General features: G+C 43.8%; 28 protein-coding genes and 1 other RNA gene. 13 read left to right on the forward strand and 16 right to left on the reverse strand.

Annotated features, from left to right (window positions below; genetic code table 11):
• Positions 1-243: 243 nt before the first annotated feature.
• The 6 genes from MHI25_RS10905 to MHI25_RS10930 form a co-directional block, all read right to left on the reverse strand.
• Positions 244-1074 (reverse strand): hypothetical protein, encoded by an 831-nt coding sequence (locus tag MHI25_RS10905; protein ID WP_076280965.1) that lies wholly within the window; start codon positions 1072-1074, stop codon positions 244-246.
• Positions 1058-2098: a M42 family metallopeptidase gene (locus MHI25_RS10910; protein WP_076184364.1), complete on the reverse strand. Its 1041-nt coding sequence runs from the start codon at positions 2096-2098 to the stop codon at positions 1058-1060. Before MHI25_RS10910 ends, MHI25_RS10905 begins: the two co-directional genes overlap by 17 nt.
• 2 nt (positions 2099-2100) lie before the next feature.
• Complete coding sequence (locus tag MHI25_RS10915) at positions 2101-2412, reverse strand: lipopolysaccharide assembly protein LapA domain-containing protein (protein WP_042126298.1); 312 nt, start codon at positions 2410-2412, stop codon at positions 2101-2103.
• Between the two features lie 88 nt (positions 2413-2500).
• The gene (gene pepF / locus MHI25_RS10920; protein WP_076125113.1) at positions 2501-4291 is read right to left on the reverse strand and encodes an oligoendopeptidase F; all 1791 of its coding nucleotides are present in this window, start codon (positions 4289-4291) and stop codon (positions 2501-2503) included.
• 212 nt (positions 4292-4503) lie between these two features.
• A complete protein-coding gene (locus MHI25_RS10925) occupies positions 4504-4674 on the reverse strand; it encodes a hypothetical protein (RefSeq protein ID WP_036689267.1) in 171 nt (56 codons plus the stop codon).
• 6 nt (positions 4675-4680) lie between these two features.
• Positions 4681-4914, reverse strand: a complete 234-nt coding sequence (locus tag MHI25_RS10930; RefSeq protein ID WP_036689271.1) for a hypothetical protein — start codon at positions 4912-4914, stop codon at positions 4681-4683.
• Positions 4915-5087: 173 nt separating this feature from the next.
• On the opposite strand from MHI25_RS10930, the gene MHI25_RS10935 reads away from it, so the two are divergent.
• Positions 5088-5285, forward strand: coding sequence for a cold shock domain-containing protein (locus tag MHI25_RS10935; RefSeq protein WP_036689272.1), 198 nt, complete (start codon positions 5088-5090; stop codon positions 5283-5285).
• Positions 5286-5499: 214 nt separating this feature from the next.
• Here MHI25_RS10935 and MHI25_RS10940 read toward each other — a convergent pair whose 3' ends face one another.
• A complete protein-coding gene (locus MHI25_RS10940) occupies positions 5500-6750 on the reverse strand; it encodes an MFS transporter (RefSeq protein WP_076125115.1) in 1251 nt (416 codons plus the stop codon).
• A 193-nt stretch (positions 6751-6943) separates the two neighbouring features.
• Between MHI25_RS10940 and MHI25_RS10945 the strand changes: the two genes are divergently transcribed.
• Both MHI25_RS10945 and pfkA read left to right on the forward strand, forming a co-directional pair.
• The gene (locus tag MHI25_RS10945) at positions 6944-8026 is read left to right on the forward strand and encodes a tetraprenyl-beta-curcumene synthase family protein (RefSeq protein WP_036689648.1); all 1083 of its coding nucleotides are present in this window, start codon (positions 6944-6946) and stop codon (positions 8024-8026) included.
• A 66-nt stretch (positions 8027-8092) separates the two neighbouring features.
• Positions 8093-9064, forward strand: coding sequence for a 6-phosphofructokinase (pfkA, locus tag MHI25_RS10950; RefSeq protein ID WP_036689277.1), 972 nt, complete (start codon positions 8093-8095; stop codon positions 9062-9064).
• A 71-nt stretch (positions 9065-9135) separates the two neighbouring features.
• Here pfkA and MHI25_RS10955 read toward each other — a convergent pair whose 3' ends face one another.
• The 4 genes from MHI25_RS10955 to MHI25_RS10970 form a co-directional block, all read right to left on the reverse strand.
• Positions 9136-10509: an MATE family efflux transporter gene (locus MHI25_RS10955; protein ID WP_340395402.1), complete on the reverse strand. Its 1374-nt coding sequence runs from the start codon at positions 10507-10509 to the stop codon at positions 9136-9138.
• Between the two features lie 135 nt (positions 10510-10644).
• Positions 10645-11856: a putative glycoside hydrolase gene (locus MHI25_RS10960; protein WP_076125118.1), complete on the reverse strand. Its 1212-nt coding sequence runs from the start codon at positions 11854-11856 to the stop codon at positions 10645-10647.
• Between the two features lie 231 nt (positions 11857-12087).
• A complete protein-coding gene (locus tag MHI25_RS10965; protein ID WP_036689649.1) occupies positions 12088-12276 on the reverse strand; it encodes a hypothetical protein in 189 nt (62 codons plus the stop codon).
• 180 nt (positions 12277-12456) lie between these two features.
• Positions 12457-13290 carry a YitT family protein gene (locus MHI25_RS10970; protein ID WP_036689285.1) on the reverse strand — a complete coding sequence of 278 codons (834 nt, stop codon included), beginning with the start codon at positions 13288-13290 and terminating at the stop codon, positions 12457-12459.
• Between the two features lie 335 nt (positions 13291-13625).
• On the opposite strand from MHI25_RS10970, the gene MHI25_RS10975 reads away from it, so the two are divergent.
• Positions 13626-15278, forward strand: a complete 1653-nt coding sequence (locus MHI25_RS10975; RefSeq protein ID WP_036689288.1) for a DEAD/DEAH box helicase — start codon at positions 13626-13628, stop codon at positions 15276-15278.
• Between the two features lie 127 nt (positions 15279-15405).
• On the opposite strand, the gene MHI25_RS10980 is transcribed toward MHI25_RS10975, so the two are convergent.
• Entirely contained in the window at positions 15406-15504 is a 99-nt protein-coding gene (locus MHI25_RS10980; RefSeq protein WP_036689290.1) for a hypothetical protein, read from the reverse strand.
• 186 nt (positions 15505-15690) lie between these two features.
• Here MHI25_RS10980 and MHI25_RS10985 point away from each other — a divergent pair, with 186 nt between their 5' ends.
• The 3 genes from MHI25_RS10985 to MHI25_RS10995 all read left to right on the forward strand — a co-directional run bounded on the left by MHI25_RS10985 (position 15691) and on the right by MHI25_RS10995 (position 17381).
• A complete protein-coding gene (locus tag MHI25_RS10985) occupies positions 15691-16536 on the forward strand; it encodes a DUF624 domain-containing protein (protein ID WP_340395403.1) in 846 nt (281 codons plus the stop codon).
• Positions 16537-16640: 104 nt separating this feature from the next.
• Positions 16641-16832, forward strand: a non-coding RNA gene (gene ssrS, locus MHI25_RS10990) — 6S RNA.
• A 159-nt stretch (positions 16833-16991) separates the two neighbouring features.
• A complete protein-coding gene (locus tag MHI25_RS10995) occupies positions 16992-17381 on the forward strand; it encodes a DUF1499 domain-containing protein (protein WP_036689295.1) in 390 nt (129 codons plus the stop codon).
• Between the two features lie 190 nt (positions 17382-17571).
• On the opposite strand, the gene tpx is transcribed toward MHI25_RS10995, so the two are convergent.
• On the reverse strand, positions 17572-18090 hold the full coding sequence (gene tpx / locus MHI25_RS11000; RefSeq protein ID WP_076125122.1) for a thiol peroxidase: 519 nt from the start codon (positions 18088-18090) through the stop codon (positions 17572-17574).
• Between the two features lie 117 nt (positions 18091-18207).
• On the opposite strand from tpx, the gene MHI25_RS11005 reads away from it, so the two are divergent.
• Together MHI25_RS11005 and MHI25_RS11010 are read left to right on the forward strand one after the other, a co-directional pair.
• Positions 18208-18843 (forward strand): rhomboid family intramembrane serine protease, encoded by a 636-nt coding sequence (locus MHI25_RS11005; RefSeq protein WP_076125160.1) that lies wholly within the window; start codon positions 18208-18210, stop codon positions 18841-18843.
• A 4-nt stretch (positions 18844-18847) separates the two neighbouring features.
• Positions 18848-19762, forward strand: a complete 915-nt coding sequence (locus MHI25_RS11010; protein WP_076125124.1) for a LysR family transcriptional regulator — start codon at positions 18848-18850, stop codon at positions 19760-19762.
• Positions 19763-19798: 36 nt separating this feature from the next.
• On the opposite strand, the gene MHI25_RS11015 is transcribed toward MHI25_RS11010, so the two are convergent.
• Together MHI25_RS11015 and MHI25_RS11020 are read right to left on the reverse strand one after the other, a co-directional pair.
• The gene (locus MHI25_RS11015) at positions 19799-20470 is read right to left on the reverse strand and encodes a zinc metallopeptidase (protein WP_076125126.1); all 672 of its coding nucleotides are present in this window, start codon (positions 20468-20470) and stop codon (positions 19799-19801) included.
• Positions 20471-20505: 35 nt separating this feature from the next.
• Positions 20506-20937 (reverse strand): MerR family transcriptional regulator, encoded by a 432-nt coding sequence (locus MHI25_RS11020; RefSeq protein ID WP_036689305.1) that lies wholly within the window; start codon positions 20935-20937, stop codon positions 20506-20508.
• A gap of 548 nt (positions 20938-21485) precedes the next feature.
• On the opposite strand from MHI25_RS11020, the gene MHI25_RS11025 reads away from it, so the two are divergent.
• Genes MHI25_RS11025 through MHI25_RS11035 form a run of 3 tightly spaced genes read left to right on the forward strand, consistent with a single transcriptional unit; the run spans position 21486 to position 24739 of the window.
• Positions 21486-22880, forward strand: coding sequence for an ammonium transporter (locus tag MHI25_RS11025; RefSeq protein WP_036689307.1), 1395 nt, complete (start codon positions 21486-21488; stop codon positions 22878-22880).
• Positions 22881-22919: 39 nt separating this feature from the next.
• Positions 22920-23993, forward strand: coding sequence for a DUF294 nucleotidyltransferase-like domain-containing protein (locus MHI25_RS11030; protein WP_340012717.1), 1074 nt, complete (start codon positions 22920-22922; stop codon positions 23991-23993).
• Positions 23990-24739: an exonuclease domain-containing protein gene (locus MHI25_RS11035; protein ID WP_038569828.1), complete on the forward strand. Its 750-nt coding sequence runs from the start codon at positions 23990-23992 to the stop codon at positions 24737-24739. Before MHI25_RS11030 ends, MHI25_RS11035 begins: the two co-directional genes overlap by 4 nt.
• Here MHI25_RS11035 and MHI25_RS11040 read toward each other — a convergent pair.
• Positions 24721-25200, reverse strand: coding sequence for a M67 family metallopeptidase (locus MHI25_RS11040; protein WP_340012299.1), 480 nt, complete (start codon positions 25198-25200; stop codon positions 24721-24723). The two genes, MHI25_RS11035 and MHI25_RS11040, sit on opposite strands and share 19 nt — an antisense overlap.
• A gap of 160 nt (positions 25201-25360) precedes the next feature.
• Here MHI25_RS11040 and MHI25_RS11045 point away from each other — a divergent pair, with 160 nt between their 5' ends.
• A complete protein-coding gene (locus MHI25_RS11045) occupies positions 25361-25924 on the forward strand; it encodes a TlpA disulfide reductase family protein (protein WP_076191350.1) in 564 nt (187 codons plus the stop codon).
• The last annotated feature ends 74 nt before the right edge of the window (positions 25925-25998 follow it).

The following is a 25998-nucleotide window of genomic DNA, read 5'->3' on the forward strand; positions in this document are numbered from 1 at the left end:
GACACTAAAAGCACCCAATACGTTCCTTTTTTGCGTGAATAACGTCGCTTGGGTCCGAAACAATGCTCCAAAGGCTAATAATTTGCGAATAACGCCATCTGGGTCCGTAAGCACCAGCCGAAAGTGAAGACCACCGGAAATTCCGGGAGTGTCTGTTGAAGAACAAGTGAACCACCAATAAACAAAAAAAGAGTAGGGTCCTCCACTAATTGGAGAATTCTACTCTTTTATTTTTCTACTTATTTATTTCGTTCCGTCCACAGCAATCATTTGTACTACAGACCGAGAATCGCCGGGTACAATGATTTCCTTCGCATTCATCTGGGAAGAGCCATCTCCGTCCAAGAAGATGCCCTCCAGACCCTTAGCAGGAACTGTCTGGAGGATCGCTGAGCGGAACTCTGCCGCTGTTGAGAGCGTTGGGGTAACAATCAGCCAGAGCTTTCCTGTGTTGTCATACACCATGCCTGAGCGCAGGCGTTTCTCATCAGCGTAAGGAAGATGCTCTTCAGCTACTGCCGCTTCCCATAAGTCTTCGTGTCCCAGATTCATACTAATGCCACCTTGCGCAAAATAATGCTGGCGATCAGTAATCTTCAATTCTTCTCCAGAAGAGACAACCTGTACGGAGAAGCTACGGCTGGCACCATCCCAGACAAGGGTTCCACGTGCGTATTTAGCATTGAACCAGCCAGACCCATAACCCTTCTGGGCTCCGTTGACTGGAGTATCATTCATGATAGCCATGGATAAAAGCGCATCTTGATAGAAAAAACCACCGTTAATCCCATATGCATTAACTTGCCGTAAAGGGACACCCGCGGCCCTGAGCTTAATATCCTCAGGTGAAAGTGACATCATATAGAGCTGCACGTTATCTGTACTCACTGTTTCCAAAAAGCTATAGGCGTGAGGAAGACCTTTAAAGGGATCTTCCTTATGATTTCTAAATACCAGAAACAACGATACCGCTAACCCCACTATCAATAACACCAGAAGTGAGACGATAAGTCCCTGTCTGCGCCTCCAGAGCTGGTTCAGCTTGCCAGAGCTACCCTCAGTTTGTCCCCACATAAGCAGCGAGAAGCTTAGCAGTGTTCACTACAGCTTGCTTATGCGTACGTTCCATGGAGTGAGAGGCATGTACACCTGGGCCAATCAATGCTGCACGGATATTGTTTCCGCCTCTGAGCGCTGCGGAAGCATCGGAGCCGTACATAGGATAAATATCAACGGCATAAGGAATTGCTAGTGCTTCTGCCAGTTCAATCAAACGACCTGTCATAACATAATCGTAAGGGCCGGAAGAGTCTTTAGCACAGATGGATACATCGGTTTCTTTACAGCTGAGATCATCACCCATGGCGCCCATATCGACGGCAATCATTTCATTGATTTCACCAGGAATCCAAGCTGTACCATGTCCCACTTCCTCGTAGTTAGAGATGAGGAAAGAAAGGTTGTGGAGAGGTTTCCAGCCTTCACGTTTAATACTTTCCAGCAATCCGAGAAGGGCAGCCACGCTTGCTTTGTCATCTAAATGACGGGATTTAATGTAGCCGCTAGGCGTAATCACTGCACGTGCATCGAAAGAAATGAAATCTCCGACGGAAATGCCAAGCTTGAGTACGTCTTCTTTAGAAGATACCAGCTCATCAATACGTACTTCCATGTTCTCCTCTGATCGTTTGAAGTCACGGGCGTCTGGATATACGTGTACAGATGGATGGCTGGTTAAGATGGTTCCTGTATAAGTTTTGCCGCTACGGGTATGGATCGTGCAGTATTCATTCTCAATGCTGTGCATGGCGAAGCCACCCACAGAGGTCAGACGCAGTGTGCCATTAGCTTTAATCGAGCGGACCATGGCACCAAGTGTATCCACGTGAGCGCTGATGCCAATAGTACGAGAGGGATCTAAGCCAGGGACGTTAAGAATTACGCCGCCTTTTTCATTCCAGCTTAAAGGTACGTTCAGCGCAGCTGCTTCTTCAGCAACTAGTGTCATTACCTGTGCGGTGAAACCGCTTGGGCTGGGGGTGTCGAGTAATTTTTTTAGGATGGAAAGTATGTAGTCTTCATTAGGTTGAATGGTAATCATTAGTTAAGCCCTCCTGTTAAGCCATCATTGTCTGTGTTAAAAGAATCCAGTGAAGTGTCGGCATCACGAAGCTTGGTAAGCTCAGCAGTTAAGCTTTTAATTTGCTTTTGTAGTTTGTATTGACGAAAAATGCCGTAAGAGCCCACGATGATTCCGCCAATTAACGCGCAGCCAAGAATAACGAGTATAAGTGGTATATTAACCACATCAAAACCGAAATTGACTTGAACGGGATCAACGTTGATGACTGCGAATATGGCGGTTAGCAGCGCGAAGATTAGACCCGCAATTAGTGACCATTGAATTCTCATTGAATTCTTCCTCCTCAGGGGGATATAACAATATAAAATCCCCTGCCCAGATAGGGCAAGGGATTAATGTAATACTAAGCTCTCTGCCTTATTTGGTCAACTGTTCCATTTGCTCGATAACACTTTCGAACACACTCATCGCTTCGCGAATCGGCTCAGGAGACGACATGTCAACGCCTGCTTTTGACAAAATATTGATGGAGTAATCACTGCCACCGCTCTTCAGGAAGCCGAGGTAACGATCTACCGCCGGTTTACCTTCTTCAAGGATTTGTTTGGCAAAGCTAGTCGCTGCCGAGAAGCCTGTTGCATATTTGTAAACATAGAAGCTGTTATAGAAATGCGGAATTCGTGCCCATTCCATCTCGATATCCTGATCTACAACCATTTCTTTGCCGTAGTATTTGACATTCAGGTCGTAGTAGATACTTGAAAGATCTTGAGGGGTAAGCGAATCGCCCTCTTCAACACGCTGATGAATGATCTTTTCGAATTCTGCGAACATTGTTTGCCGGAAAATCGTTGTCCGGAACTGATCGGCATAGTAAGTGAGCAGATACATTTTTTCCTTAGGATCTGTAGACTTTTTGAGTAGATAATCCATAAGCAAAGCTTCATTGGTAGTTGAAGCAACCTCTGCAAGGAAAATGGTATACTGTGCATCCCGATAGTTCAGAGCGTTGTCTGAAAAATAAGAGTGTAGAGCATGACCCATCTCATGTGCCAGAGTAAACATACTGTTCAGATTATCGTTATGGTTCAGCAGGACGTATGGGTGTGTGCCATAAGGGCCCCAGCTGTAAGCTCCAGAGCGTTTATTCTCGTTCTCATAGACATCAATCCAGCCATTGTCGTAGCCTTTTTGCAGCACATTCAGATAATCTTCACCCAGCGGTTTGAGGCCTTCTTTGGTAATTTTCTTCGCTTCTTCGTACGTGATATCCAGCTTATATTCATCTACTAGTGGTGCAAATAGGTCATACATATGTAACTCATCCACACCAAGCAGCTTTTGACGCAACTTCATGTAACGGTGCATTAAAGGAAGACTCTCATGAATCGTATCGATCAGGTTGGTGTATACCTCTTTTGGAATGTTATCACCGTAAAGAGACATTTCCATTACAGATGGATACTTGCGGACGTGTGAGAAAAAGACGTTTTTGTTCACATTGGCGCTAAGCGTTGCTGCGATGGTGTTTTTTTGCTTACGATAGGTGTCATAGACTGCTTTAAAAGCATTTCGGCGAACCTCGCGATCGGAGCTTTCCAAGAACTTGATATAGTTGCCGTGAGTCAGCTCGACCTCTTTGCCATCTTCATCTTTAATCTTAGGGAATTTCAGATCTGCGTTGTTCAGCATACTAAAAATATTCTGAGGCGCTTGTGCTAGGTTTCCAACTTGGGCAAGCAGAGCTTCCTCAGCCTTGGACAATACATGCGCTTTCTCACGTTTCATCTCTTTTAAAGTGAAGGTGTAAGCGGACAGTTCAGGATCAGCAATAAATTGATCCAACTTCTCAATAGGCAGTGCCAAGATTTCTGGGGTTACAAAAGAAAAGGCTTCGCCTGCTTCGATCCCAAGCTTCTTCGCTTTGGAGGACAAAGCTTGATATTCAGGATTAGCAGTGTCTTCATCCTGACGCATATGAGCATAGACAAAGAGTCGCTCAGTGGAGACGGACAGCTTGTCATCCAGCTCAAAACATTGTTTCACAGCTTCTGCGGAATCAAGTTTACCTTGGAAATCAGCAGCTTTTTTGATCAGTGATTTAGCTTCAGCATATTCTGCATCCCAATCCTTCTGAGAGGCAAATATATCTTCAAGCTTCCAACGATTCTCAGCAGGTACTTCACTTCTCTTCAATAATTGTTCCATAGAAACCCTCCTAGAATGATGAGATGTAGTAGGCATAATCTCCCTCGGCAATACTGTGGATGATATTTCACCCGGTAGCAAGCTGAGCACAAGTAGAAGAGGGATGGACTTGAGTGTAATAGGCATGACGTCCTCCTCTTTGAAAAGTAGAGTCAGCTTATTATGTCCTGCTAAGTCCTGATTATTAATATTTAGTCTTCTTTATATGGTAGTTATGCCAACAAGCTATAAATAACAAAGATGAAAGCAAACAGAATCATTACGACCGCAGCCATGGCCATGCCCCGCTTTAGTTTCGGCGGGACACGATCCTTGGTCATAATTAATACTGCGCCTAGACAGAGGACTAGGACAACATAAATCGTGAGATTTTCGTTATTCATTTCCTGTTATACCTGTTTGAAAGCTGCAATGATGTTTTTGTACTCTTCTTCATTGTCTTTATAAGATTCTTTGTTGAAGCGGTTATTCACCCATTGCATCATCGCTGGACGACTCAGGAAGGTATGTGTTTCTTCTCCCCATTGATCGGAAATTTCGCGGAGTACAATGTAGCGGCCTTGAACTTCTACCGTCATCATATTCCATTTGTCTGTTTTGTATATTTCATGTTTTTTGATCATTATCATTACCACCCTGGCGATTTTTGGCTTTTGGCTCAATGATAACGCACTGGAGAAGGGAAAAGCAAATTAAATCATATATTAAGGGTTGGGTTTGATTGATTTGAACAGAAGATTGCAGTATACTATAGTTATACGCCATATATGGCGGTTATTTTTAGGAGGTTGTTCAATTGAAAGGTACAGTAAAATGGTTTAACGCAGAAAAAGGTTATGGTTTTCTTCAAGTAGAAGGCGGCGAAGATGTATTCGTACACTTCTCAGCAATTCAAGGTGAAGGATTCAAGACTTTGGACGAAGGTCAAGAAGTAGAATTCGACATCACTGATGGTAGTCGCGGACCGCAAGCTGAAAACGTAGTAAAATTATAAGAAACAGCAGGACAGTTAAGCTGTCTGCTACAAATATATAATTTACTTGGCAAGCCCTTGCAAGAGTGGTTACCAACTTACAGAACACAGTTCTTTCGGGAACTGTGTTTTTTTACGCCCACTATAGATGTTCTCCTAAATGAAAAAGGTCGTTGCACTCCATTGAAGGGGAGTGCAACGACCTCTTTGTATTATGGAATAATACCAACCCTAATTATAGGGAGGCTTTTTTGTTCTTTTTTCTGAAATAATTGATCGGCTCCAGGTTGGATTTCAATAAATGCTGTCCCAGAAACCCTGCAAAAGCAAGCAAGCTGAAACCTGTAGCCACTATATAAAAAATATAACGCCCCGCCTCTTGATAAATAATGCCGCCAAAGGTACCGCTAAGCAGCCCAGAGGCACTTGACCAAACGACGGTGAAAATGGCAAGACCTGTTGCCCGAAGGCGATCCGGGATAATCCGGGTGATATAACGGACAGATGTTACATAAAAAACACCAAATGATATACTGTGCATGGCTTGAATGGCAATCATTGAGCCTGGATGATCCGCCAGGGACATCAAAAGAAAACGCAGAGCATACATCAGACTCCCCAAGGCCAGCAAGGGCAATTCTTTGAATTTGTCGCCGTATCTGCTGAGGATAAATAATACAGGGATCTCACTAAGAGCTGACGCGAGCAATGCCCAGCCAATGATTTCCTCACCTGCGCCTAGTTGTTTTAGACTGATCGTCAGAAAGGCTTCGTTCATTCTATGGCCCAACGCGAGTACAAACACACAGCCGAAGAACCACAACACCTCTTTTTGCAACAATATATCTTTAAGTCCATTTTTGCTATTATCAGCTTCAGCTGTGTCCTTATCTTGATTCGTTGTTTCTATAACAGCAGGTCTTTTAACATCCTTAAGACCTAGGGTAATTAAAAGTGCAGCAATAATGATGATGATACATAGGGTCAAGCTCCAAGTAGAGCCCAATGCTCTTAATGCATAGCCAACGGTTAGAGCAAAGAAAGAATAGCCTAAGGAGCCAAAAACGCGAATGGTAATGAAGTTCCGTCCGTGTCTTTCGGCAACTTTGATAGCCATTGTATCGGCAAGCGGAAAAACTGGGTAATAGAAGAAGTAGAAGAAGGACAAAATAAGCATGACAGATGAAAATTCGGCCGCTCTGGCTAATAGAAGACCAGTTACTAATTGACCCGCAAGTAGTATGAACATGATCTTTCGAACGGTGCCTAACTTATCGCTTATCATACTCCAGAATAGATTGGATAGGATGGAGATAAGGGGACCGAGGGAATACAAGTAGCCTATCTGAGAACTGCTAAACCCTAAATGTGTGTAGAATAAAGGAAAGTAGGATACTACAAGGACGCTGGTACCATATATGGTAAAAAGAAAGGAACGCAGCCAGTTTTGATCACTGTAAAGGCTGCCGGTCCGTTTTGAAAACATGGATTGCACTCCTCCGAAATTGAAATATGCCTAGTATAGCATAAAGCAATGGGGAGATGTTTTTAAAAACTGCTGTATTTCTGAATCTTTCATGATTTTACGAAAGTGATTTTGTTGTTTGTACAAATACGCCTGATCATATTATAATAAGTGGTGATTTGGATAAGGAGACAACAATGTGGAGGCACTGTCATTGAGTGAATTAGAGCAAGGCCGTTACCTTAGCCCGCGTGGTCCACTGGGACTTATGAACAGGGTCTATAAGTACGTGCTGCCGGAAGTGAGAGAATGTCTCCATTTCTGGCGCCAAGATGCGAACGGGATTCCCGATCCCGAGCTCCGGAAGCAAGCACTTGCCAGCATTGAAACTAAAGAGTTTCATTGCATAGGCGGTGGTATTTATGCCGCCGGCAATTTATCGATGAAACATATACTGATTCCGCTAATTGTTGCTTATCAAACTATCAGTGATTATCTGGACAACTTATGTGATCGCAGTACTTCGCTTGATCCTGCAGATTTCAGGCTGCTGCATCAATCTATGCTGGATGCTATTGATCCAAATGCTGAGCCAGGTAATTATTATGCGCTTCGAAGTGAACAGAATGACGGCGGATATTTGTACAGGCTGGTTCGTAAATGCCAAGAAATGATTTCTTTGTTGCCAGGTTATTCCGCTGCTGCAGCGGAGATTCGAGAACTGGCTGTGCTCTATACAGATTTACAAGTGTATAAGCACATCCGCCCGGAACTCAGGGAAACAGCCCTGAAGGAGTGGTGGGAGGAACAGGGCAGTCGAGCGCCGCATCTGCAATGGAATGAGTTTTCGGCTGCAACGGGATCAACACTAGGTGTATTTATGTTATTTCTTTCCGCATGTGATCCGAAGCTGAACCAAGCTTCTGCGGCTTCGATTCGAGCTGCGTATTTTCCGCATGTATGTGGTCTGCACATTATGCTGGATTATCTGATTGATCAGGAAGAGGACCGAGCAGGCGGTGATCTTAATTTCTGCAATTATTATGATGACACAGATACCATGCTGAGTCGGATCGCTGCAATGGTTGAGTGGGCCCGTAAGGATGTTCGAAATCTTCCAGAGTCTTCGATGCATCGTATGGTGATTGAGGGATTGCTGGCACTTTATTTATCTGATCCCAAAGTTAGCGAACAGCGGGAAGTTCGCTCTGTATCTAAAAGCCTGATGAAAGGCAGTCCGCTTACAAGACTGTTCTTCTTCGCTAACAGCCGTTGGATACGCAAACGCTTTTTGTAACCATGTCGCGAAGTTGTTTTTATAAGATGTATCAGGCTTCGCACAATTTTAAGGAGGAACAACAGAATGTCTAAAATTCAAAAAATCGCAGTATTGACTAGTGGTGGAGATTCACAGGGAATGAACGCCGCTGTTCGTGCGGTTGTAAGAAGCGCACTTTATTTCGGTATTGAGGTATTTGGGGTGCAACGTGGTTATCAAGGTCTGCTGAATCGCGATATTTTCCCAATGGATCTTCGCAGTGTAGGGGATATTATTCAACGTGGCGGTACTGTTCTGCAGTCTGCAAGATGTCTGGAGTTCACGAAACCGGAAGGACAACAAAAAGGCGCGGATATCCTTAATGAACTGGGTATCGATGGTCTAGTAGTTATCGGTGGAGATGGTTCTTATAAAGGAGCTAACAAATTAAGTAAACTTGGTATCAAGACTATGGCTTTGCCAGGTACGATTGATAACGATATCTCCTTCACAGACTACACTATCGGGTTTGATACAGCGGTTGGCGTTGTTGTAGACGCTATTAACAAGTTGCGTGACACTATGTCCTCCCATGAACGTTCTTCGATTGTAGAGGTTATGGGACGCCACTGTGGCGATATCGCGCTGCATGCTGGACTGGCCTCCGGAGCAGAAACAATTCTTGTGCCGGAAATGCCGTATGATTTGAATGAAGTTGCTGACCGGATGCGCGATAACTTTATCAGAGGTAAACGTCACAGTATCGTAATTGTTGCCGAAGGCGTTGGCAAAGGTGAAGATGTGGCTCAAGCTCTGAAAGACCGTCATGCTTCTCTGGATGCACGTGTTACTGTACTCGGACATATCCAACGTGGTGGAACACCAACTCCTGGAGACCGGAATCTGGCTAGCCGTCTTGGCGATTTTGCCGTACGTAAGCTAATCGAAGGTGAATCCGACAAGGCTTGTGGTATCATCAAAGGTGAATTAACTCTTACAGATATTGATCTCGTTGTAAATACGAAAAAGGGCTTTGACCTGGAGCTGTACGAGCTGGCTTCCCGTCTTTCCCAATAATTAGCGACGCTATATATAAAAAGGAACAGCTGCGAGATGCGCACTGTTCCTTTTTTGTGTAATATGGATCGTTAACTCTGTGGTTGTTCCTGTGTGTATTGTGCGGCATAACGCCGTTGAACTTTGATAAGCCGAGACAATAGCAGGGTCGCACCGATGGCAAGACCGGTGATAAGACCAATCCAGTAGCCGAATGCTCCTAGATCTGTATAAGTTGCAAGTATATAACCTGTAGGTAAGCCAATTACCCAATAGGCAATAAAACAAATGATAAAGGCTGGGTTAACATCCTTATATCCGCGAAGCGCCCCTTGAGTAGGTGTAGCAATTGCATCTGAGATTTGAAAAAAGATTGCATAGATCAGGAAATGCTGAATCAACGAGATGACATCGGGTTCATCTGAATATAGACCAGCTACATGATTTCCGGCAAACAAGAGTAATAAAGCTGTGGCCAGCGAAAGGATTGCCGCCAGCCCGATACCCATTATGGCATATTGGCGTGCATCCTTTTGTCTGCCAGACCCGGTCTCGAAGCCGACGAGGATGGTAAGGCTGATGCAAATACTGAGCGGAATCATATAGAGTGTTGTTGCAAAATTGATTGCTGCCTGATGCGCGGCAATTGTTACGGTATCAAATCGGCTCATTAACAAGGTTACAGCGGAAAAGACAGCCGTTTCGAAAAAAATCGAGAAACCGATGGGTACTCCGATTTTAAGCAAATCTTTAATGCTGTTTAACGATATGAAGTAGAAATTACGGAATAATCTGAGATTTACAAAGGCCTGAGAACGATATATGAACAATAGAGCAACGGCAAATATAACCCAATAGGTAATGGCTGAAGCTACCCCTGCACCAACACCCCCGAGACGAGGGAATCCGAAGTTCCCGAAGATGAGCAAATAGTTCAAACCTACATTTACAGGCAAAGCTATTAGTGTAATACACATGGATACGCGTGTTTGCCCTAAAGCGTCTATACAGCTACGAAGTACCGTATATCCAAACAGGGGGATAATTCCGAACGAAATAGAACTGAGGAAGCGGAAAGCAACATCTCTTACACCAGGCTCCAAGTTCATAAAATTAAGAATAGGTGACAAGGCAAAGCTGCCAATCAGCAAGACGATGATCGAAACAATTAGTGACAGCCAAATACCTTGTGTGACTTGAAAGGCGACATCCTTATCTTTTTTGCTCCCGATGAGCTGTGAAACAATAGGTGTGATCCCCATAAGAATACCGCTGAGACCGGTTTGGATTGGAATCCAAAGACTAGTTCCTATCGCAACTCCTGCCAGATCGACGGTCCCGAATTTACCGGACATATTAGTATCAAAGAAGGTGATCGCGGATAAAGCAATTTGTGTAACAAGGATTGGGAATAAAATATGAAAAAATTGTCCTGCCTTTTGTTTTAAAGAGGTGGTCTGTATCATAATTCTGTGCCTCATTCTTTATGATTTTTCATGGAATAGGTTAAATAGTTCAATAAGTTTCCGTTAAAAGACCCGGCAAACGCCGGGTCTTTAGCATACGTATATCAGATCAGCTATAAATAATAAGGGCTGTATTCATTGTTTTTCGTAATCAACATCGGCTGTATAGCGATTGTTGGCGTTCCAGAGAAGGAACTCATCCACATTCTCATCTTTCAAAGCGCGGATTTGATCTTCCACCTGTTTTTTACCATATTTCACATAATGACCACTTCCGAGCCAGCTTGCTGTAAAGTCTTGAATCCAAGGCCGAATAACGGGTTTGTAGCTGCCCAGTGGATCAAGCTTCTTATGTGTATCAACCATGGAGCCTTTGATTGTAGCGTAAGGATCTAAGTCGGGCTCTTTCACGCCAAACCATCCCGTTGAATAGTGACTTGGATAAACCATTGGACTGATAACATCCACATTCTTGGATATTTTAACAAAGTCTTGGCCGATACCCTCAGCAGGGGCAGATGCGGCATATCCAAAAATATCTACGGACACACGGACACCAAGTGGAGCTAGCTCTGCTTTGGCATATTTAACAAAATTAGATACAATTTCTACGCGTGAATCACTGGTTTTAGTGTATTTAAGGGTTTCAGCGCGTTTTTCGAATCCTTCCGGAAAACGAACATAGTCGAACTGAATTTCTTTGAAGCCGAGCTTGACAGCCTCCTTGGCGATATCCACATTGTATTTCCAAACATCTTCATTATAAGGATTAACAAAGCTGTCGCCGCCTTTATTCTTCCATACAGTGCCATCAGAATTAACAAAAGACATCTGCGGGTTCTTCTTGGCAAGAATGGAATCTTTAAAAACAACAATCCGGGCGATAGGATAAACATCATGTTTCTTCAAACGTTCCATTAACTTGCTGATATCTCCAATAAAAGGCTGAGGGTTACCGAGCTTCTGAAGGTCGGCATTATCGGTCTTATATGTGATATAACCCGCATCGTCCTTAATGTCTATAACCATTGAGTTAAGTTCGGTTTGGTCAAGCAATGTAAGCAGCTTTTCCATTCGTTCCCCACCAGCACTGTAGGCGGTAACATAAATGCCTTTTACTTTGGGTGCGTCTGGCTGTGGATCGGTGTGTAACATACTTTCTGAGTTTGTTGCTTCAGGTGAAGCGCTTGGAGCTGGAGTTGCTACATTCGAATTGTTGTTTTGTTGTGCAATGATGGGGGGATTCATGGCGGACTTCAAAGCGATCGCCACTTCAGCGTCATGTTGGTTCTGTTGTACGCCTACGCTTCCCAAGGCCATCATCAGTAGAGCCCAGGTGATGTTCATTCGTTTTTCTCTCCCTTTATGTACTTTCCCCTAAATTATATAGGAACGGTTGCTCCCAAAAAGAACAGTGTTGTAACAATATTAGCTCAGATTGGGAATAAAAAACCGCCTTTGTTGTTTATAAACGAGATGTATGGATTCGAAACGGTATGAAAAAAGTAAATGCCGCCTTAAATCGGCAACAGGGCCGAACCCAAGGCGGCAACTATCAAGACTTCTCTTGCGGCTTGCTCATTGAAGATACGCAGAATTCTGATGTTCACAGATGCTGTAATGGATAATATCCATGGCATCTGCAGGTTCCAGAATACTTAGCCCGTCTCGCAGAACGATTACTGAATTTAATTCGTCCTGTTTGAGAAACGGCATCATATCAGGATACCACCTCATGACGATTGCTGACAGTTTTACCGTTTCCATTTCCACAAAAATCACCCTTTCCTTTTTCGATAGTTCTGAATAGATTCAGTGTTCATCGGAAAACGAAGTGCTTTGGAAAAAAGAGGGGTAAATCTCAATCTTTATGAAATTGTTAGGGTTCTGCGTGTGTATAATATATCATAATTCTGAGTTTGGTGCATTTTCCAATACTAGGAATTTTTATTTCCTCATTTTGTCTTTCCGAAAGGAACCCATAACACCCACTGTTTCAACAATATTTACAAAAGCTTGCGGATCTGTCGTGCGGATGATACGTTGCAGCTCTGCAAGTTCGTAGCGGGTTGTTACCGTCATTAGCATGTCCTTTTCAACGTGAGAATAAGCGCCTTCTGTTTTAATCTTTGTGACACCTCGTTGAAGGCCTATTAGATGTTGCAGTAATTCATCTGTACGGTTTGTTACAATATATACGGTTACCTTTAAGTGGCTGATATGAATCATATCCAACACTTTACCTGTTACATATATAGATACCATTGATGAAAGTGCTAAATTCCAGTTCTGGTCAAGATAAGCGGCCGCCAGGATAACTAGTCCATTTAAACTTACCACTACATTGCCGACCGGGAAATCACGGTATTTAGTGATAATTGAACCCAAGATGTCAAAACCTCCGGAAGAACCTCCTGCACGGAAGGAGATACCGCAGCCAATCCCAACGAGAACTCCGCCAAATACAGAGGACAGCAGCATATCTGTAGCCACCAGATGCTCAGGAATCACCGTTAAGAACCAGGTTGTAAACACAACGGATAACATGCTCATAATAATAAATCTCCGGCCTAACTGGAACCAGCCTGCAGCCAGCAGAGGAATATTAAAGAGCAAGTATAGGAGGCTTATGTTTAATGGAGTGAAATAACCCACTAACATGGAAAGCCCAGATACGCCACCACTTAGTAAACGGTGTGGAATTAAAAATAGATTAAATCCACTGGCGATCAGTGCTGCCCCTAAAAAAACAACCAAACAATTCAAAATCTGTCTTAACAAGTAAATCCACCCTTATATATATATTTAAAAAAATAAAACATGAAAGCAATGAAAAGAAAGGAACCCACTGGTATTCTCACATGTGTTTGTGATATAATGTATAGGATATTCTTGAGTAGAACGTTACAATGGTATTTTTGCATTGCATCGGATGTAAAGCTACAGTTGCTCAGGTACAACAAGGTACCTGATGATTAGGGAGGCTTTTCGTCCCAAAAGCGCTATATCATGCAGAAAATAGAGCATGATTGGACAGCCTATAAATGTGTTTACCGCTACTTAAGAATACAGACAAGCATGTGGAATGTCCACTGTATAGAAGGAGCATGAATAATTTGAAAACATTCGCAGAATTTGGCTTGGAGCCAAAAGTGCTACAAGCAATCACAGAGTTAGGATTTGAGGAGGCAACACCGATACAGGAACAGTCGATCCCATTAGCATTGACTGGGTCGGATCTGATCGGTCAAGCTCAGACTGGTACAGGTAAGACTGCTGCTTTTGGTATCCCCCTCATTTCGAAGATTAACCGTGAAGACGAAAAAATCTTGGCCCTTATTATGGCACCAACTCGTGAGTTGGCCATCCAAGTGTCAGAAGAAATTGGCAAACTAAGCCGTTTCAAAGGTCTTCGCTCGTTGGCGATTTATGGCGGACAGGATATTGGACGTCAAATCCGTGGATTGAAAAAGAAACCACAAATCATTATTGGTACACCTGGTCGTTTGCTCGATCACATCAACCGTAAAACGATCCGTTTGGATGATGTTCAAACCGTTGTATTGGATGAAGCAGATGAAATGCTGGATATGGGCTTTATGGAAGATATTCAGACTATCTTGAAGCTCGTTCCTGTAGAACGTCAAACCATGTTGTTCTCTGCTACAATGCCACCAAACATTCAACGCCTAGCTCAACAATTTCTTAACAACCCGCAACATGTCTCCGTTATTCCGAAACAAATCAGTGCCCCACTGATTGATCAAGCTTATGTGGAAGTGCCTGAGCGTCAAAAGTTTGAAGCTCTTAGTCGTTTGATTGATATGGAATCACCTGAATTAGCTATCGTATTCGGACGTACTAAGCGCCGGGTTGATGAGCTTGCTGAAGCTTTGCAAAAACGCGGATATTCTGCTGATGGATTGCATGGTGACTTGTCACAGAACCAACGTGATGCTGTAATGCGTAAATTCCGTGATGGCAGCATTGACGTGCTGGTAGCTACTGACGTAGCGGCACGTGGTCTGGACGTATCCGGCGTAACTCACGTAATTAACTTTGACTTGCCACAAGATCCTGAAAGCTATGTACACCGTATTGGTCGTACAGGACGCGCAGGTAAAGAAGGTACGGCTTGGTCATTCGTTACTCCACGCGAAATCGATCACCTGCATTTGATCGAACGTGTTACTCGTCACCGGATTACTCGTAAACCTTTGCCAACAATGGCTGAAGCTATTGAAGGTAAACAACGCGTTACTGCTGAGCGTTTGCTTGAAGTGGTAGAAAGCGGAGAATTGAACGAGTACAAAGGAATTTCTATTCAATTGCTTGAGCAATATGATTCCGTACAATTGTTGTCCGCAGCTATGAAGCTTCTCACTGGCGACAAGAAGGATTCCGCAATTGAATTGACTCCTGAAGATCCAATTCGTGCTAAACGTCGTGGTGGCAAAAACGATATCCGCAGTGGCCGTAAACCTAATGGTGGTTATGGCGGAAACCGTGGTACTTCCGGTGGCAGCGGTAGCGGTGGCGGATACCGTGGTAACCGTGATAATAACGGTGGCGGTAGTCGTGGTGGCTATAGCAGCGGTGGCAGCAACTACGGTAGCGGCAGTGGCGGCTATGGCGGTGGCTATAAAGGCAACCGTGATGGCGCACCAGCTCGTGACGGTGGTGCAAACCGCAGCGCAGAGCGTAAACCATACACTCGTCCAAGCAGCACGAGCACTCGTCCTGCAAAACGTGAAGATTTCGATAATTAATACTTCGTCCAGATACCAAAGAAGACGAGATGCCGCATTGCGGTTCTCGTCTTCTTTTTGCTGAAATATAAGGATGTTTGGTGAATTGTTGTGTCCTTAGTAGGGCGCGAATTTGTTTTGTGAGATATTAGTATCCGAATGTACGAGTGATGATAACGAGCAAGATAAACAATACGAGGATCGTGCCTGTAGAAGTCCAACCGCCGAAGCCAACAGGTGTAGACATGAGATAACCTCCTTTAGAATGTGGGGATTTTGGTATTTCTTATGGTTACAATCCTAATATATGGACTATAAAGGCTTTACGTATAGACGATAGTCTATAATTCAGAAAGTTGGGCTATGGAAATGAGGAGGTCAAATGAGGTATAGTTAAGATATGTAGTATGTAAGAGACAGAGGAGGAAGGGAATTGGAGTTTAAAGGAGCAATGGGCGGCTTATACCGCGTCACAGAATGGATTTCACGTATCGCAGGAAGTAATATCTTATGGGCACTATGTTCCGCCCCGTTTTTGTTTTTTGGTGTTTTAAAGATGATTATGTTAGGGACAGGCGCAGGTGGAGCGAACGAGCAAATTACATTGAACTGGGCAATGGGGATTCTAGCGCCCTTTACGGTGTTTCCAGCTTCAGCCGCTTTATTTACTGTAGTACGTAAGTGGGTAATGGGGAATACGGATGTAGGAACTTTTCGTACATTTTTTCAGGGGTATAAAGAGAACTATGTAAAAAGTATGCTCGGAGGAGTTATCTATACATTGATGTTCGTTGTTATGTACGTTGATGTAACAGTTTACATGACACAAATGCCTAACTTCAGAATTGTTGGTATTTTGATGTTGGTGCTGATGATACTTTTGTCGGTATCCATGTTTAACTTCTTTTCCATTGTGGTTCATTACCAAATGGGCTTCAAGCAAGTGATGACCAATTCTATATTGCTGACTATAGCACGCCCAATTCGTGTGTTCTCTACATTGATTGCAGCCGCGGTTCTTGTTTATATCGGTCTTAGATATCCGGCTCTGTATTTCATTTGTATTCCAACGTTGATTGCAATGGCGGCCTTCTTTAACTTCTACGCTACTTATAATAAGCTACAGCTGCAAGTAGAAAAGAAGAAACTAAAAGAGCAGGAAGAAGCAGAAGCAGCAGCATTGAACAATCGGGCGGATGAATATGACGACGATGACGATGATGATGATGATGATGACTACGAGGATGAAATTGATGAAAAGGACACCAAACGCATTTAACAAAATGCTGGATTAAGCGTTGGATATTTCCAGGTAATTAATTCCTGTGTAAAAATAAAGCGCATACAGGTTTACTTTTTCGTTAAAACGCAATATAATAATAACAAATCCTGCGATGTACGTTACGGTTACTCGTTGTTTTGAACCAATGATAATGTCTTGGGAGATCTACACGAAGCGCAGCTGAACCGCCCTGTCTATATGACTTGGGGAATTCAAAAACGTTTTCTGCGATCACCCACCTGCTCTAGCAGGTTCAGAAGACACTGTAGCCGGACGGCATAAGCGGGTTTTCTCTTGTTTAAGCCAAGGCGCCCTGTTTCCCGTGAATAATGGGAGCGGGCGCTTTTTTGTATGTCTGGAATAAAGGGAAAGTGAGTTATACCCTTTTGTTCCTGAGACAAGAGTGTTACACTTAGAATAATGAACTTGGGATTTGTAGAGGGGGAAGAATTTTGTCGTTAAAAAGAACCTTGGTTGGCTTATTCCGCAGTCATGATGGAACAAGCGACCGCGCCAAAGATCCGACATTAAAAACGCGTTATTACAATCTAACTAAAGACAAAGCATGGGAAGAAGTTTCATCAACTTTAAAGAAAGTTCCTGGATTTAAGGTGCTTCACGAAGTGGAGTCTGTAGGTGAGATTACTCTTGAGAAAAGAACGGCATTTGGCCGTACGCTGGACATTACGGTATCGGTGCTAAATACGACGCCTGTTCGTTGTGGTGTAGACATGTATTCTGCATCTAGAGGTTCACTTGGTGATCTCGGGGCGAATTACCGTGTGATTCAACGCTTGTATGCATCTTTGGACAAAAAATTAGGAAAATACAAAGCAGACTGATTTTTAGAGGCCCGTCAAACCCTTCTTGCTTAGGGATAGTATGAATGCGTTTACGTAAACGGTGAGCTGCTCAGTGTGTTATCGATAAATCTTTCTATTACAAAAAAAAGCGGGAGAAGGATGGACCTTCTGCCGCTTTTTTAACAGAGATAATTAAGTATTGTTGGAATAACCGCTACTGATTAAAGAATTAGAGCAGCTTCTTCACAGCAGCAATAGCATCTTCATAGTTAGGGTGCTCGGTCATTTCACTCAAATATTCAACATATACGATCTTGTCGTTCTTATCCAGAACAAAGATGGAGCGCATATCTAAGCGGAATTCTTTAATCAGCACACCATAGGCTTGTCCAAATGAGGTTGCTTTGTGGTCGGATAGAGTAATAACTCGATCGATACCGGCAGCACCGCACCAGCGAGCTTGGGCAAACGGCAGGTCCGTGCTTACCGTGAGAATTACCACATCGTCACCAAGCTCTGCGGCTTCACTGTTGAACCGGCGGGTCTGTGCGTCACATACCCCGGTATCAAGAGAAGGGACAACACTGATTAGCTTGATTTTACCGGCATAATCACTTAGAGACACGTCTTCTAGAAGATTCTTGCTCAGAACAAAATCGGGTGCAGGATCACCAGCTGTTAGCTTAGGTCCTACGAGAGTGATGGGGTTGCCTTTAAAAGTAGCTACGCCTGTTTTTTCTTGCGTCATATCCTTGTTTTCCTCCTCGAATTATAATATTGGATTCTTACTGCCACAATAAATTATAATCTTAATAGCAGGAAGATGTCCAACCGGACAAGATATATATGTAAAGGGATGGGTGTTATGATATTTATTCGATACGAAAATTGGAAAAGTTATGTCCGGTATTATCCGGTAACCTGTCTGCTCATATTGGCCAATGTGATCATGTTTATCCTGACGGTAATTAACGGAGGATCAACAAATATTCAAACGCTTATTGATTTTGGTGCTATAGTAGATGTGAGTCCGTACAAAGAGGAACTGTGGCGCTATCTGGCCGCTATTTTTTTACATAATGGGTTTTCCCATCTGTTCTTTAATTGCTTCGCTCTCCTGGTGTTTGCACCGCCTCTGGAGCGATTGCTGGGCTGGTGGCGTTATGCGCTGCTCTATGTGGCGGGTGGTTTTCTGGCAAATCTGCTTACAATTGCGATTAGTGCCCGCTCAGTAGTAGAGGTTGGTACGGTTTCGGTTGGTGCTTCTGGAGCAATCTACGCCATTTATGGTGCATTTTTATACATTGCCGTTATTCAACGGGCGATGATGGATGAGGGCTCGCGTAAGACTTTATACGGATTGCTAATGATCGGGATCATTATGTCGTTTGCTACACCGAATGTGAATTGGGTTGCACATCTCGGAGGTTTGGTTTCTGGCTTTTTCGTATATGGGCTAATTATTCGTATATTCAAAAAAAGCCTAAGACAGGGGCGATGATGGAGTGGAGCTAAGACAGCTGCAATATTTTTTAAAGGTAGCTCAAAAAGAACACGTAACAAGAGCGGCAGAAGAGCTTCATGTAGCGCAGTCTGCGGTAAGCCGTCAGATTCATCAGCTGGAGCAAGAGCTTGGGGTTGATCTATTTATGCAAAAAGGGCGCAATCTGCAGCTTACCCCTGTTGGGCAGCTCTTTTGCAAGAAGGTTGAGAGTATCCTTAAGGAGCTGGAGCATTCGGTAAATGAGGTGCATGAATTTCTGGATCCCGAGCGTGGTGAGATTCGGATTGGATTCCCGCATAGCCTTGGCACACATCTCATCCCGACTATCGTTGCAGATTTTCGTAAGTATTATCCTCATGTCAAATTTCGTTTTAAACAAGGATCTTACCCTTCTTTGATAAAAGACGTATTGTCTGGCGAAGTGGATTTAACTTTCATTTCGCCTTTTCCGGAGAATGATGAGCATGTCTCGGGGGATATTGTAATGACTGAAGAGTTGTTTGCGATTCTTCCTCAGAATCACCGGTTGGCAGGAGAATCTGAAATTCGGTTGGAACAGCTGCAAAAAGAGAAGTTTGTTCTATTCAGCCAAGGCTATTCGTTGAGACCTATCGTTTGGCAAGCTTGCTTGCAGGCGGGATTCCAACCGCAGATTGCTTTTGAAGGCGGAGAGACCGATACCATTCGTGGTTTGGTGGCCGCAGGGATGGGTGTAAGCCTGCTTCCGGAGATGGCGTTCTATCAGACGAATCCTCTCCAACCAGCCCAGGTGAAGGTTGTGGAGCCTGCGGTGACGAGAACGGTTGGCTTGATCTACCGTACAGATAGTAAATTACCGCTGGTGGCACGTTCCTTTCGGACTTTTTTAATCTCCTACTTTAAAGCTAGGCAAAATAATACCCCGGTCGGCTCTTAGCCTTCCGGGGTTTTTGTTGTTTAGAGGTATGCGATATTAGTCGCGGTTGCCTAAAAAGACGGTGATCAAGCGAAGCAATTCAAGCAAGGATACTAGAGCGGCAGCAACATAAGTTAATGCAGCGGCGTTGAGAACCTTTGCTACTCCGCGTTCTTCTTCGTTGCGGATGAAACCTTGTTCTACCATGACCTGACGAGCCCGGTTACTGGCGTTGAATTCTACAGGCAGCGTTACGAGCTGGAATGCAACAGCTGCTGAGAAGAAAATGATACCCAAGCCTATAAGATTAAAGTAACCGAAGATGAAACCTGCCATCAGCATGAAAGGCGCGATGCCTGATGCGAAATTAACTACCGGGAACATCCGGTGACGAAGTGTCAACATAGGATAACTTACTTTATGCTGAATCGCGTGGCCTACTTCGTGACAAGCGACAGAAATTGCAGAGATGGAACTTTCATAATACACAGGCTCTGATAAGCGTACAACTCTGTGGATGGGGTCATAATGGTCTGAGAGTGTGCCTCTTACAGGTTCAATCGGAACATCGTGTAAGCCATTAGCATCGAGCATACGTCTCGCGGCTTCATATCCAGTCAGGCCGTTCGAATTAGCTACCTTTGACCACTTGCTGAAGGTTCCTTTAACTCTAAACTGTGCCCACAATGAGAAAAGAAAAGCAATAATTACTAATAGGTACATAAACATAGATGCATTCCTCCACTGTATTGTAAATATGGTATTTACATTGGCGGTCCTTGCGTAAGCAATAGCCGGATCGCTTCCATGCAGGCTAATCCCTGAGGGAGCAGATTTGAAAGTACGCGACTGGCCTGTCCTGGCTTCAAACCACTAATAAGAGGTTCAAGGGCTTTTACTTCCCGTTCTAGCCGCTGCATTTGCTGCTCTAACTCAACTAATTTATCAGAGACGTCAGTTTCTGGTGTTGCCTCGTTCCATTTGCCTAGCATAGATTTGATTTCTTCCAATGAATACTTGTCATGCTTTAATTGAGTAATACGTTCTAAAGCAGCCAAGGTTTCATGGCTGTATAGCCGATAATTTTTGGTGCTTCTAGATTCCGGGGAGATTAATCCCAGTTTCGTGTAATAATCAATAGTTCGTTCACTAATGTGAGCAGCCTTAGCTAATTCTCCAATTCGATACAAAATCATATCCCCATTTAATCTCGCCTCACTAATTGAATACGACTGCCGATAAGTGGCGGTCATCTCCTAAATTGATGGTTTCTTATGCTATCTGTAATGATAACAAACTGGAAACCATACAGTCAAACGTCATACTTTCATAAAGTATATGCAGTAAAGAAGGGTTAATTCATGAACGGTGATCTGTAGTTTCTATACAATACACTCAAACTCAAAGGGATATCAAATTTGAAGAATGATTGAGGTTGGAAACTATAAGTTACCCCAATACATAACATTAAATGTTATGTATTTTGTAATTTCGGTAAAAGATGCGTTCAAGTATTAGGTAATATAAATGAGGTTGTGCGCGTAGTTATTTTAATGAAAATGCAGCTAGAATCAGGTCTTTAGGACCTCTAGTCCATTAGTACTGTGAAAATTTCGTGTGCTCAAATAAAATAAAATAAAAACATTCCCAAAATAGTCTTGTCAATTTACCTGACTTCTGATTATAATGACATTAAGAGTTTCACGCTTTGTTAGAAAATATAACATTGGGGAGTGGGGTAAAAATGAAAAAGAAATGGTTGATGATGTTACTGGCCATGATTACACTGATGATTTATCCGGTAAGTGCTTTTGCAGCGGACGGTCCGACGAACGTAGACTTACAAGTCGGATTGGACACAGCGTTTACCTTCCTGGCATTCATTTTAGTATTCTTTATGCAAGCAGGGTTTGCAATGCTCGAAGCGGGTTCGGTTCGGATGAAGAATGCAGGGCACGTAGCAGGTAAGACAGTACTTACCCTGGCTATCGCAAGTCTTTGCTTCTGGGCTATCGGCTTTGGACTTGGTTTCGGTAACGGCAATGGCTTCTTCGGTACTACAGGCTTCTTGTACGGAGGAGATTCAACCGCAGCTTCTTTTGAATCACTTGCATTTTCTGATGTTACTTTAAATGTTAAATTCTTATTCCAAATGGCCTTTGCAGCAGTTTCCTTGGCTATCGTATCTGGTGGTATGGCAGAACGTGCGAAGCTAAGTGTGTATATCATTTTCGGAATTTTGTTCTCCGTCGTAATTTATCCAGTTGTAGCTCACTGGGTATGGGGCGGTGGCTGGTTGGCTGAGCTGGGTATGCAAGATTATGCAGGTTCCACGGTTGTCCATCTTACAGGTGCAACGGCAGCAGTCGTAGCAACCATATTGCTTAAGCCTCGGCTTGGTAAGTTTAATAAAGAAGGTAAACCCGTGATCATTCCAGGTCATAACCAAGTATTTACTGTACTCGGTGTTATTATCCTCTGGTTTGGTTGGTTCGGATTCAATCCAGGTAGTGCTTTGTCCCCAATGGGCGGTTTCTTCGGTCACGTAGCCCTAACAACGAACATCGCAGCAGCAGCAGGTGGTTTGGCAGCATTGATTGCTTCTTGGTTGTACTTTGGTAAGTCTGATATTCCAGCAATGCTGAATGGTGTTCTGGCTGCATTGGTTGCAATCACAGGAGCGTGTGCTTTCGTTGATCCATGGGCAGCAATCATTATTGGTTTTGTAGCCGGTGCTTTTACATTCATGACTTCCCAATGGCTGGAACGTGCAGGGCTTGATGATCCAATCTATGCTTTCTCGGTGCATGGTATTGCGGGGATGTGGGGTGCAGTTTCAACGGGTCTGTTCGCTGTACCTGAGCTTATTACTAAAGGCGGCTTGGTAGGTGAAGCTGGGTTGTTCTACGGTGGCGGTTTCCATCAACTAGGGGTTCAAGTGCTTGGTGTGGTTGGAACATTTGTTTTCGTAGCCGTTCTTTCTTTCATCATCTTGTATGTAATGAAGGTAACTATCGGACTTCGCGTTACAGAAGAAGAAGAATTAATGGGTCTGGATATCAGTGAGCATGGTACTTACGGATACCCTGAGCAAATGAAATTGATCGCAGATTCGGAATCCAAAACCCTTAAACAATAACATTTCAACTCGGACAGGGAGGCGGACCGTGTGGCATCGATGGAGTTAACAGATGAGTATAATGAAGAAAGCTTTAGGACCATCGTATTGGCCGGTTCGTCAGAGGAGCTTAGGGAGAGGCGTGTTGCCTGTCAAAAAGTACTTCTCGAACAGTTGAATGTTATTCCTATAGAGGAATGGATGTTCCGTGTGAATACTATGCATGATCTTATTGCCCAAACCGCAGTACTCATATGTGAGGCGCAGATGAAAGAGGCGGGCTATGGCCCGCCTCCCTGTGCTTATTCCTTTATTGTGTTTGGCAGCAGTGGGAGGCAGGAGGCAACGCTTTGGAGCGATCAGGATAATGGCCTGATAGTCGAAGGAGAGCCTGATGGGGAAAAAAATCGCTATTTCGAATTTTTCGGAACTTTGTTATCCGATATGCTTGAAGAAGTAGGATATGAGAAATGTGCGGGGAAGGTAATGTGCTCCCAAGTCATGTGGCGTAAGACATTATCTGAATGGATAGAGCAGCTTGATAGCTGGAGAACTCAGTTGGAATGGGAGCCGATCCGGTATCTTATTATCTCTTCGGATATGCGTCATGTGGCAGGAAGCGTGAAGTTATCAGCGAAGTGGCAAGAAGCTTTCTATGAAGGCTTTGCGGAAAATGAGCAGCTGTCTAATGCTGTTCTTCGCAATACAGTACGCCACAAAGCGACTTTGAATTTACTGGGACAGGTGTTAACAGAACGGTTTGGTGATTATGCAGGCGGATTTGATGTTAAGTATGGGGTCTATATTCCGTTAGTGAACATTGTTAGACGGTTGTCATTACTACATGGCATTAGAGCTGGCTCGACATTAGAGCGGATTGAAGCGCTTGATAGGCTTGGGAAATATCAACATTTAGAGGATATTCACAGAGCTTTCTTATTAGCAATGCGGTTGCGAGTGAACACGCCATATAGTGTTCAGGATGGATTGTTAATCAGCAGTGATTATGTAGCTGAGAGTGAATTGAAGAATAAGCAGCTGCTGTCTGAGCTGCGTGAAAGCCTGCTGCTTGTCAGACGCCTTCATCGGGCGCTGCAGCGTCAGCTCCGCTCAGCGGAAAGGTGGCGGTCATGAGGGAGCCGAACAAAAGCGGAGGATTCTGGAGTAATCTAAGACAAGGTGGAATGCCCTCGGCAATTGCTTCGATGAGAGGTGGGGAAACTGCGCAACAGACTGCGCAGCAAATGGCCTTTATTAGATCTTTGATGCGAGAGAAGCGGCGGCCTGAGGTGCTGCATACCCCATTGTCTGAATTAGAGACAGTGATCTTTGATCTAGAGACTACAGGCTTTTCCCATCAGCATGGGGATGAGATTATGTCTTTCGGAGCCGTCAAGGTTGTTGGAGAGCAGATCAAAGAAGAGGAATGCTTTTATACACTGGTGAACTGTCAGACGGCTATTCCGGAGGATATTACAAGGCTAACTGGGATTACGGAAGAAATGACACAATCCGCTCCCTCCTTAATGGATGGCCTTCATAATTTTATGTCCTTTGTAGGTCAAAATGTGCTGGTGGCACATGCAAGCTCACATGATAAGGCTTTTCTTAATGCTGCTTTATGGAAAACCTCTAAAGTTCAGCTAACACACCGTGTGCTGGACACGATGATGTTAGCGCGATGGCTTGAGCCACAGCGAAGTAATTATTCGCTGGATGAGCTGCTATATGTGCATGAAATTCCGATTCATGGCCGTCATCATGCCTTGGAAGACGCAAAGATGACAGCACAGCTGTGGGTGATCTACCTGCGGGAAATTTCGGAGCGCGGCCAAGTGGATACCTTGGGTGATCTTTATGCTTATTTAAGTAGAACGTGAAGCGGGGCTTGAGATAAACCGCGGAACAAATTACCGCCGCGGTCATCAGGCAAACGCTCAATATAAAATCCGTTCAGAATGGGATTGCCGCTATCTTTGGTGTTGGGAGAACCTATAAGATAAAGCGCAAACTCAGGTCCTAGTGCTGTTAGTCCTTTATAATCGGCAACTGAAGGGATAGGTGCTGAATGTGGGTGGGAATGAAATAGACCGATGATAGTTGGTTCATTGTACAGTACATTAATCCACTCTTCAGGGTGGGGAGTAAAAGTGTGCAGCGGGTCTGGCGCTACGTTGCGCAAGGGTACGTAAGTATCTATGAGCATGCCACCCGCTGCGGCAGCACCCAGCAGGACTCCGCATGCTTCATGCGGATAACAGGACAGCAGGTGCTTCCCCAGTGCTTGCTGTACGGAATATTTCAGTCTAATAGGCTGGACATTTCCCTGGAATGCTGCCATTTGTTCACCCCTCTCTCTTCATTAGGGTTTCGTCGCAGACGAAACCCTCTTTTTTATTATAAAAGTATATATTATTGTGTAAAAAATGGATGGTTTGAAATTTAACCTATTGAGGGTACAATAGTAGAAAACTATTCCAATCGTAAAGGAACAGATGACTATGAAAGCAAGTAATAAATTAAATATAACAGTATTACTCATAGTTGTATGTGTTGCTGTGTTTGCGGTGTGGTATAATCGTGAGCCAAAAGCAGAAGCTGTGCTTGCGCAGCAAAATGAGCTGCCGATGAAGAGTGGACCTAAGGCTGGACTGCGTGCACCTTCGTTTTCACTTCAGGGAACAGATGGGACTACCTATGTAGTTGATGGCCCCAGAGATAAAGCGGTAATCCTTAATTTCTGGGCTTCATGGTGTGATCCCTGCCAGCAGGAAGCTCCTGAACTTAATACCATGGCCACTAAGTATAAGGATGTTCTAGATATTTACGGTATTAATGTGAGCAGTCAGGATTATAAACCCAATGCTGAACGTTTTATCAAGAAATACGGTCTTGTGTTTCCGGTTATGTTTGATGTAAAAGATGAGGTGTACAGCAAATATAATGGAGCTGTTTTTCCCACCAATGTGCTTATTGATAAGAATGGAGTGATCTCTGAGATTATTTTAGGTATTCTTAGCCCTGAAGAGTTGGAGGAGAAGATAATCAAGCTTACCGAATCATGAAGCAGGCTGTCTCATGTGGAGACAGATCTGTTTTTTTTCTCCAAACAGCAAAAGTCTTTAGATCAGCGATTCTT

The organism is Paenibacillus sp. FSL E2-0177 (assembly GCF_037992975.1).
GTDB classification, from domain to species: Bacteria; Bacillota; Bacilli; order Paenibacillales; family Paenibacillaceae; genus Paenibacillus_AQ; species Paenibacillus_AQ odorifer.

What these genes read in the sequence shown, in the direction of transcription:
- MHI25_RS10905 (WP_076280965.1), bottom strand. Translation starts at nt 1,074, where the DNA reads ATGTGGGGACAAACTGAGGGTAGCTCTGGCAAGCTGAACCAGCTCTGG.
- MHI25_RS10915 (WP_042126298.1), bottom strand. Translation starts at nt 2,412, where the DNA reads ATGAGAATTCAATGGTCACTAATTGCGGGTCTAATCTTCGCGCTGCTA.
- pepF (WP_076125113.1), bottom strand. Translation starts at nt 4,291, where the DNA reads ATGGAACAATTATTGAAGAGAAGTGAAGTACCTGCTGAGAATCGTTGG.
- MHI25_RS10925 (WP_036689267.1), bottom strand. Translation starts at nt 4,674, where the DNA reads ATGAATAACGAAAATCTCACGATTTATGTTGTCCTAGTCCTCTGTCTA.
- MHI25_RS10930 (WP_036689271.1), bottom strand. Translation starts at nt 4,914, where the DNA reads ATGATCAAAAAACATGAAATATACAAAACAGACAAATGGAATATGATG.
- MHI25_RS10940 (WP_076125115.1), bottom strand. Translation starts at nt 6,750, where the DNA reads ATGTTTTCAAAACGGACCGGCAGCCTTTACAGTGATCAAAACTGGCTG.
- pfkA (WP_036689277.1), top strand. Translation starts at nt 8,093, where the DNA reads ATGTCTAAAATTCAAAAAATCGCAGTATTGACTAGTGGTGGAGATTCA.
- MHI25_RS10955 (WP_340395402.1), bottom strand. Translation starts at nt 10,509, where the DNA reads ATGATACAGACCACCTCTTTAAAACAAAAGGCAGGACAATTTTTTCAT.
- MHI25_RS10960 (WP_076125118.1), bottom strand. Translation starts at nt 11,856, where the DNA reads ATGAACATCACCTGGGCTCTACTGATGATGGCCTTGGGAAGCGTAGGC.
- MHI25_RS10965 (WP_036689649.1), bottom strand. Translation starts at nt 12,276, where the DNA reads ATGGAAACGGTAAAACTGTCAGCAATCGTCATGAGGTGGTATCCTGAT.
- MHI25_RS10980 (WP_036689290.1), bottom strand. Translation starts at nt 15,504, where the DNA reads ATGTCTACACCTGTTGGCTTCGGCGGTTGGACTTCTACAGGCACGATC.
- tpx (WP_076125122.1), bottom strand. Translation starts at nt 18,090, where the DNA reads ATGACGCAAGAAAAAACAGGCGTAGCTACTTTTAAAGGCAACCCCATC.
- MHI25_RS11005 (WP_076125160.1), top strand. Translation starts at nt 18,208, where the DNA reads ATGATATTTATTCGATACGAAAATTGGAAAAGTTATGTCCGGTATTAT.
- MHI25_RS11015 (WP_076125126.1), bottom strand. Translation starts at nt 20,470, where the DNA reads ATGTTTATGTACCTATTAGTAATTATTGCTTTTCTTTTCTCATTGTGG.
- MHI25_RS11020 (WP_036689305.1), bottom strand. Translation starts at nt 20,937, where the DNA reads ATGATTTTGTATCGAATTGGAGAATTAGCTAAGGCTGCTCACATTAGT.
- MHI25_RS11025 (WP_036689307.1), top strand. Translation starts at nt 21,486, where the DNA reads ATGAAAAAGAAATGGTTGATGATGTTACTGGCCATGATTACACTGATG.
- MHI25_RS11030 (WP_340012717.1), top strand. Translation starts at nt 22,920, where the DNA reads ATGGAGTTAACAGATGAGTATAATGAAGAAAGCTTTAGGACCATCGTA.
- MHI25_RS11035 (WP_038569828.1), top strand. Translation starts at nt 23,990, where the DNA reads ATGAGGGAGCCGAACAAAAGCGGAGGATTCTGGAGTAATCTAAGACAA.
- MHI25_RS11040 (WP_340012299.1), bottom strand. Translation starts at nt 25,200, where the DNA reads ATGGCAGCATTCCAGGGAAATGTCCAGCCTATTAGACTGAAATATTCC.
- MHI25_RS11045 (WP_076191350.1), top strand. Translation starts at nt 25,361, where the DNA reads ATGAAAGCAAGTAATAAATTAAATATAACAGTATTACTCATAGTTGTA.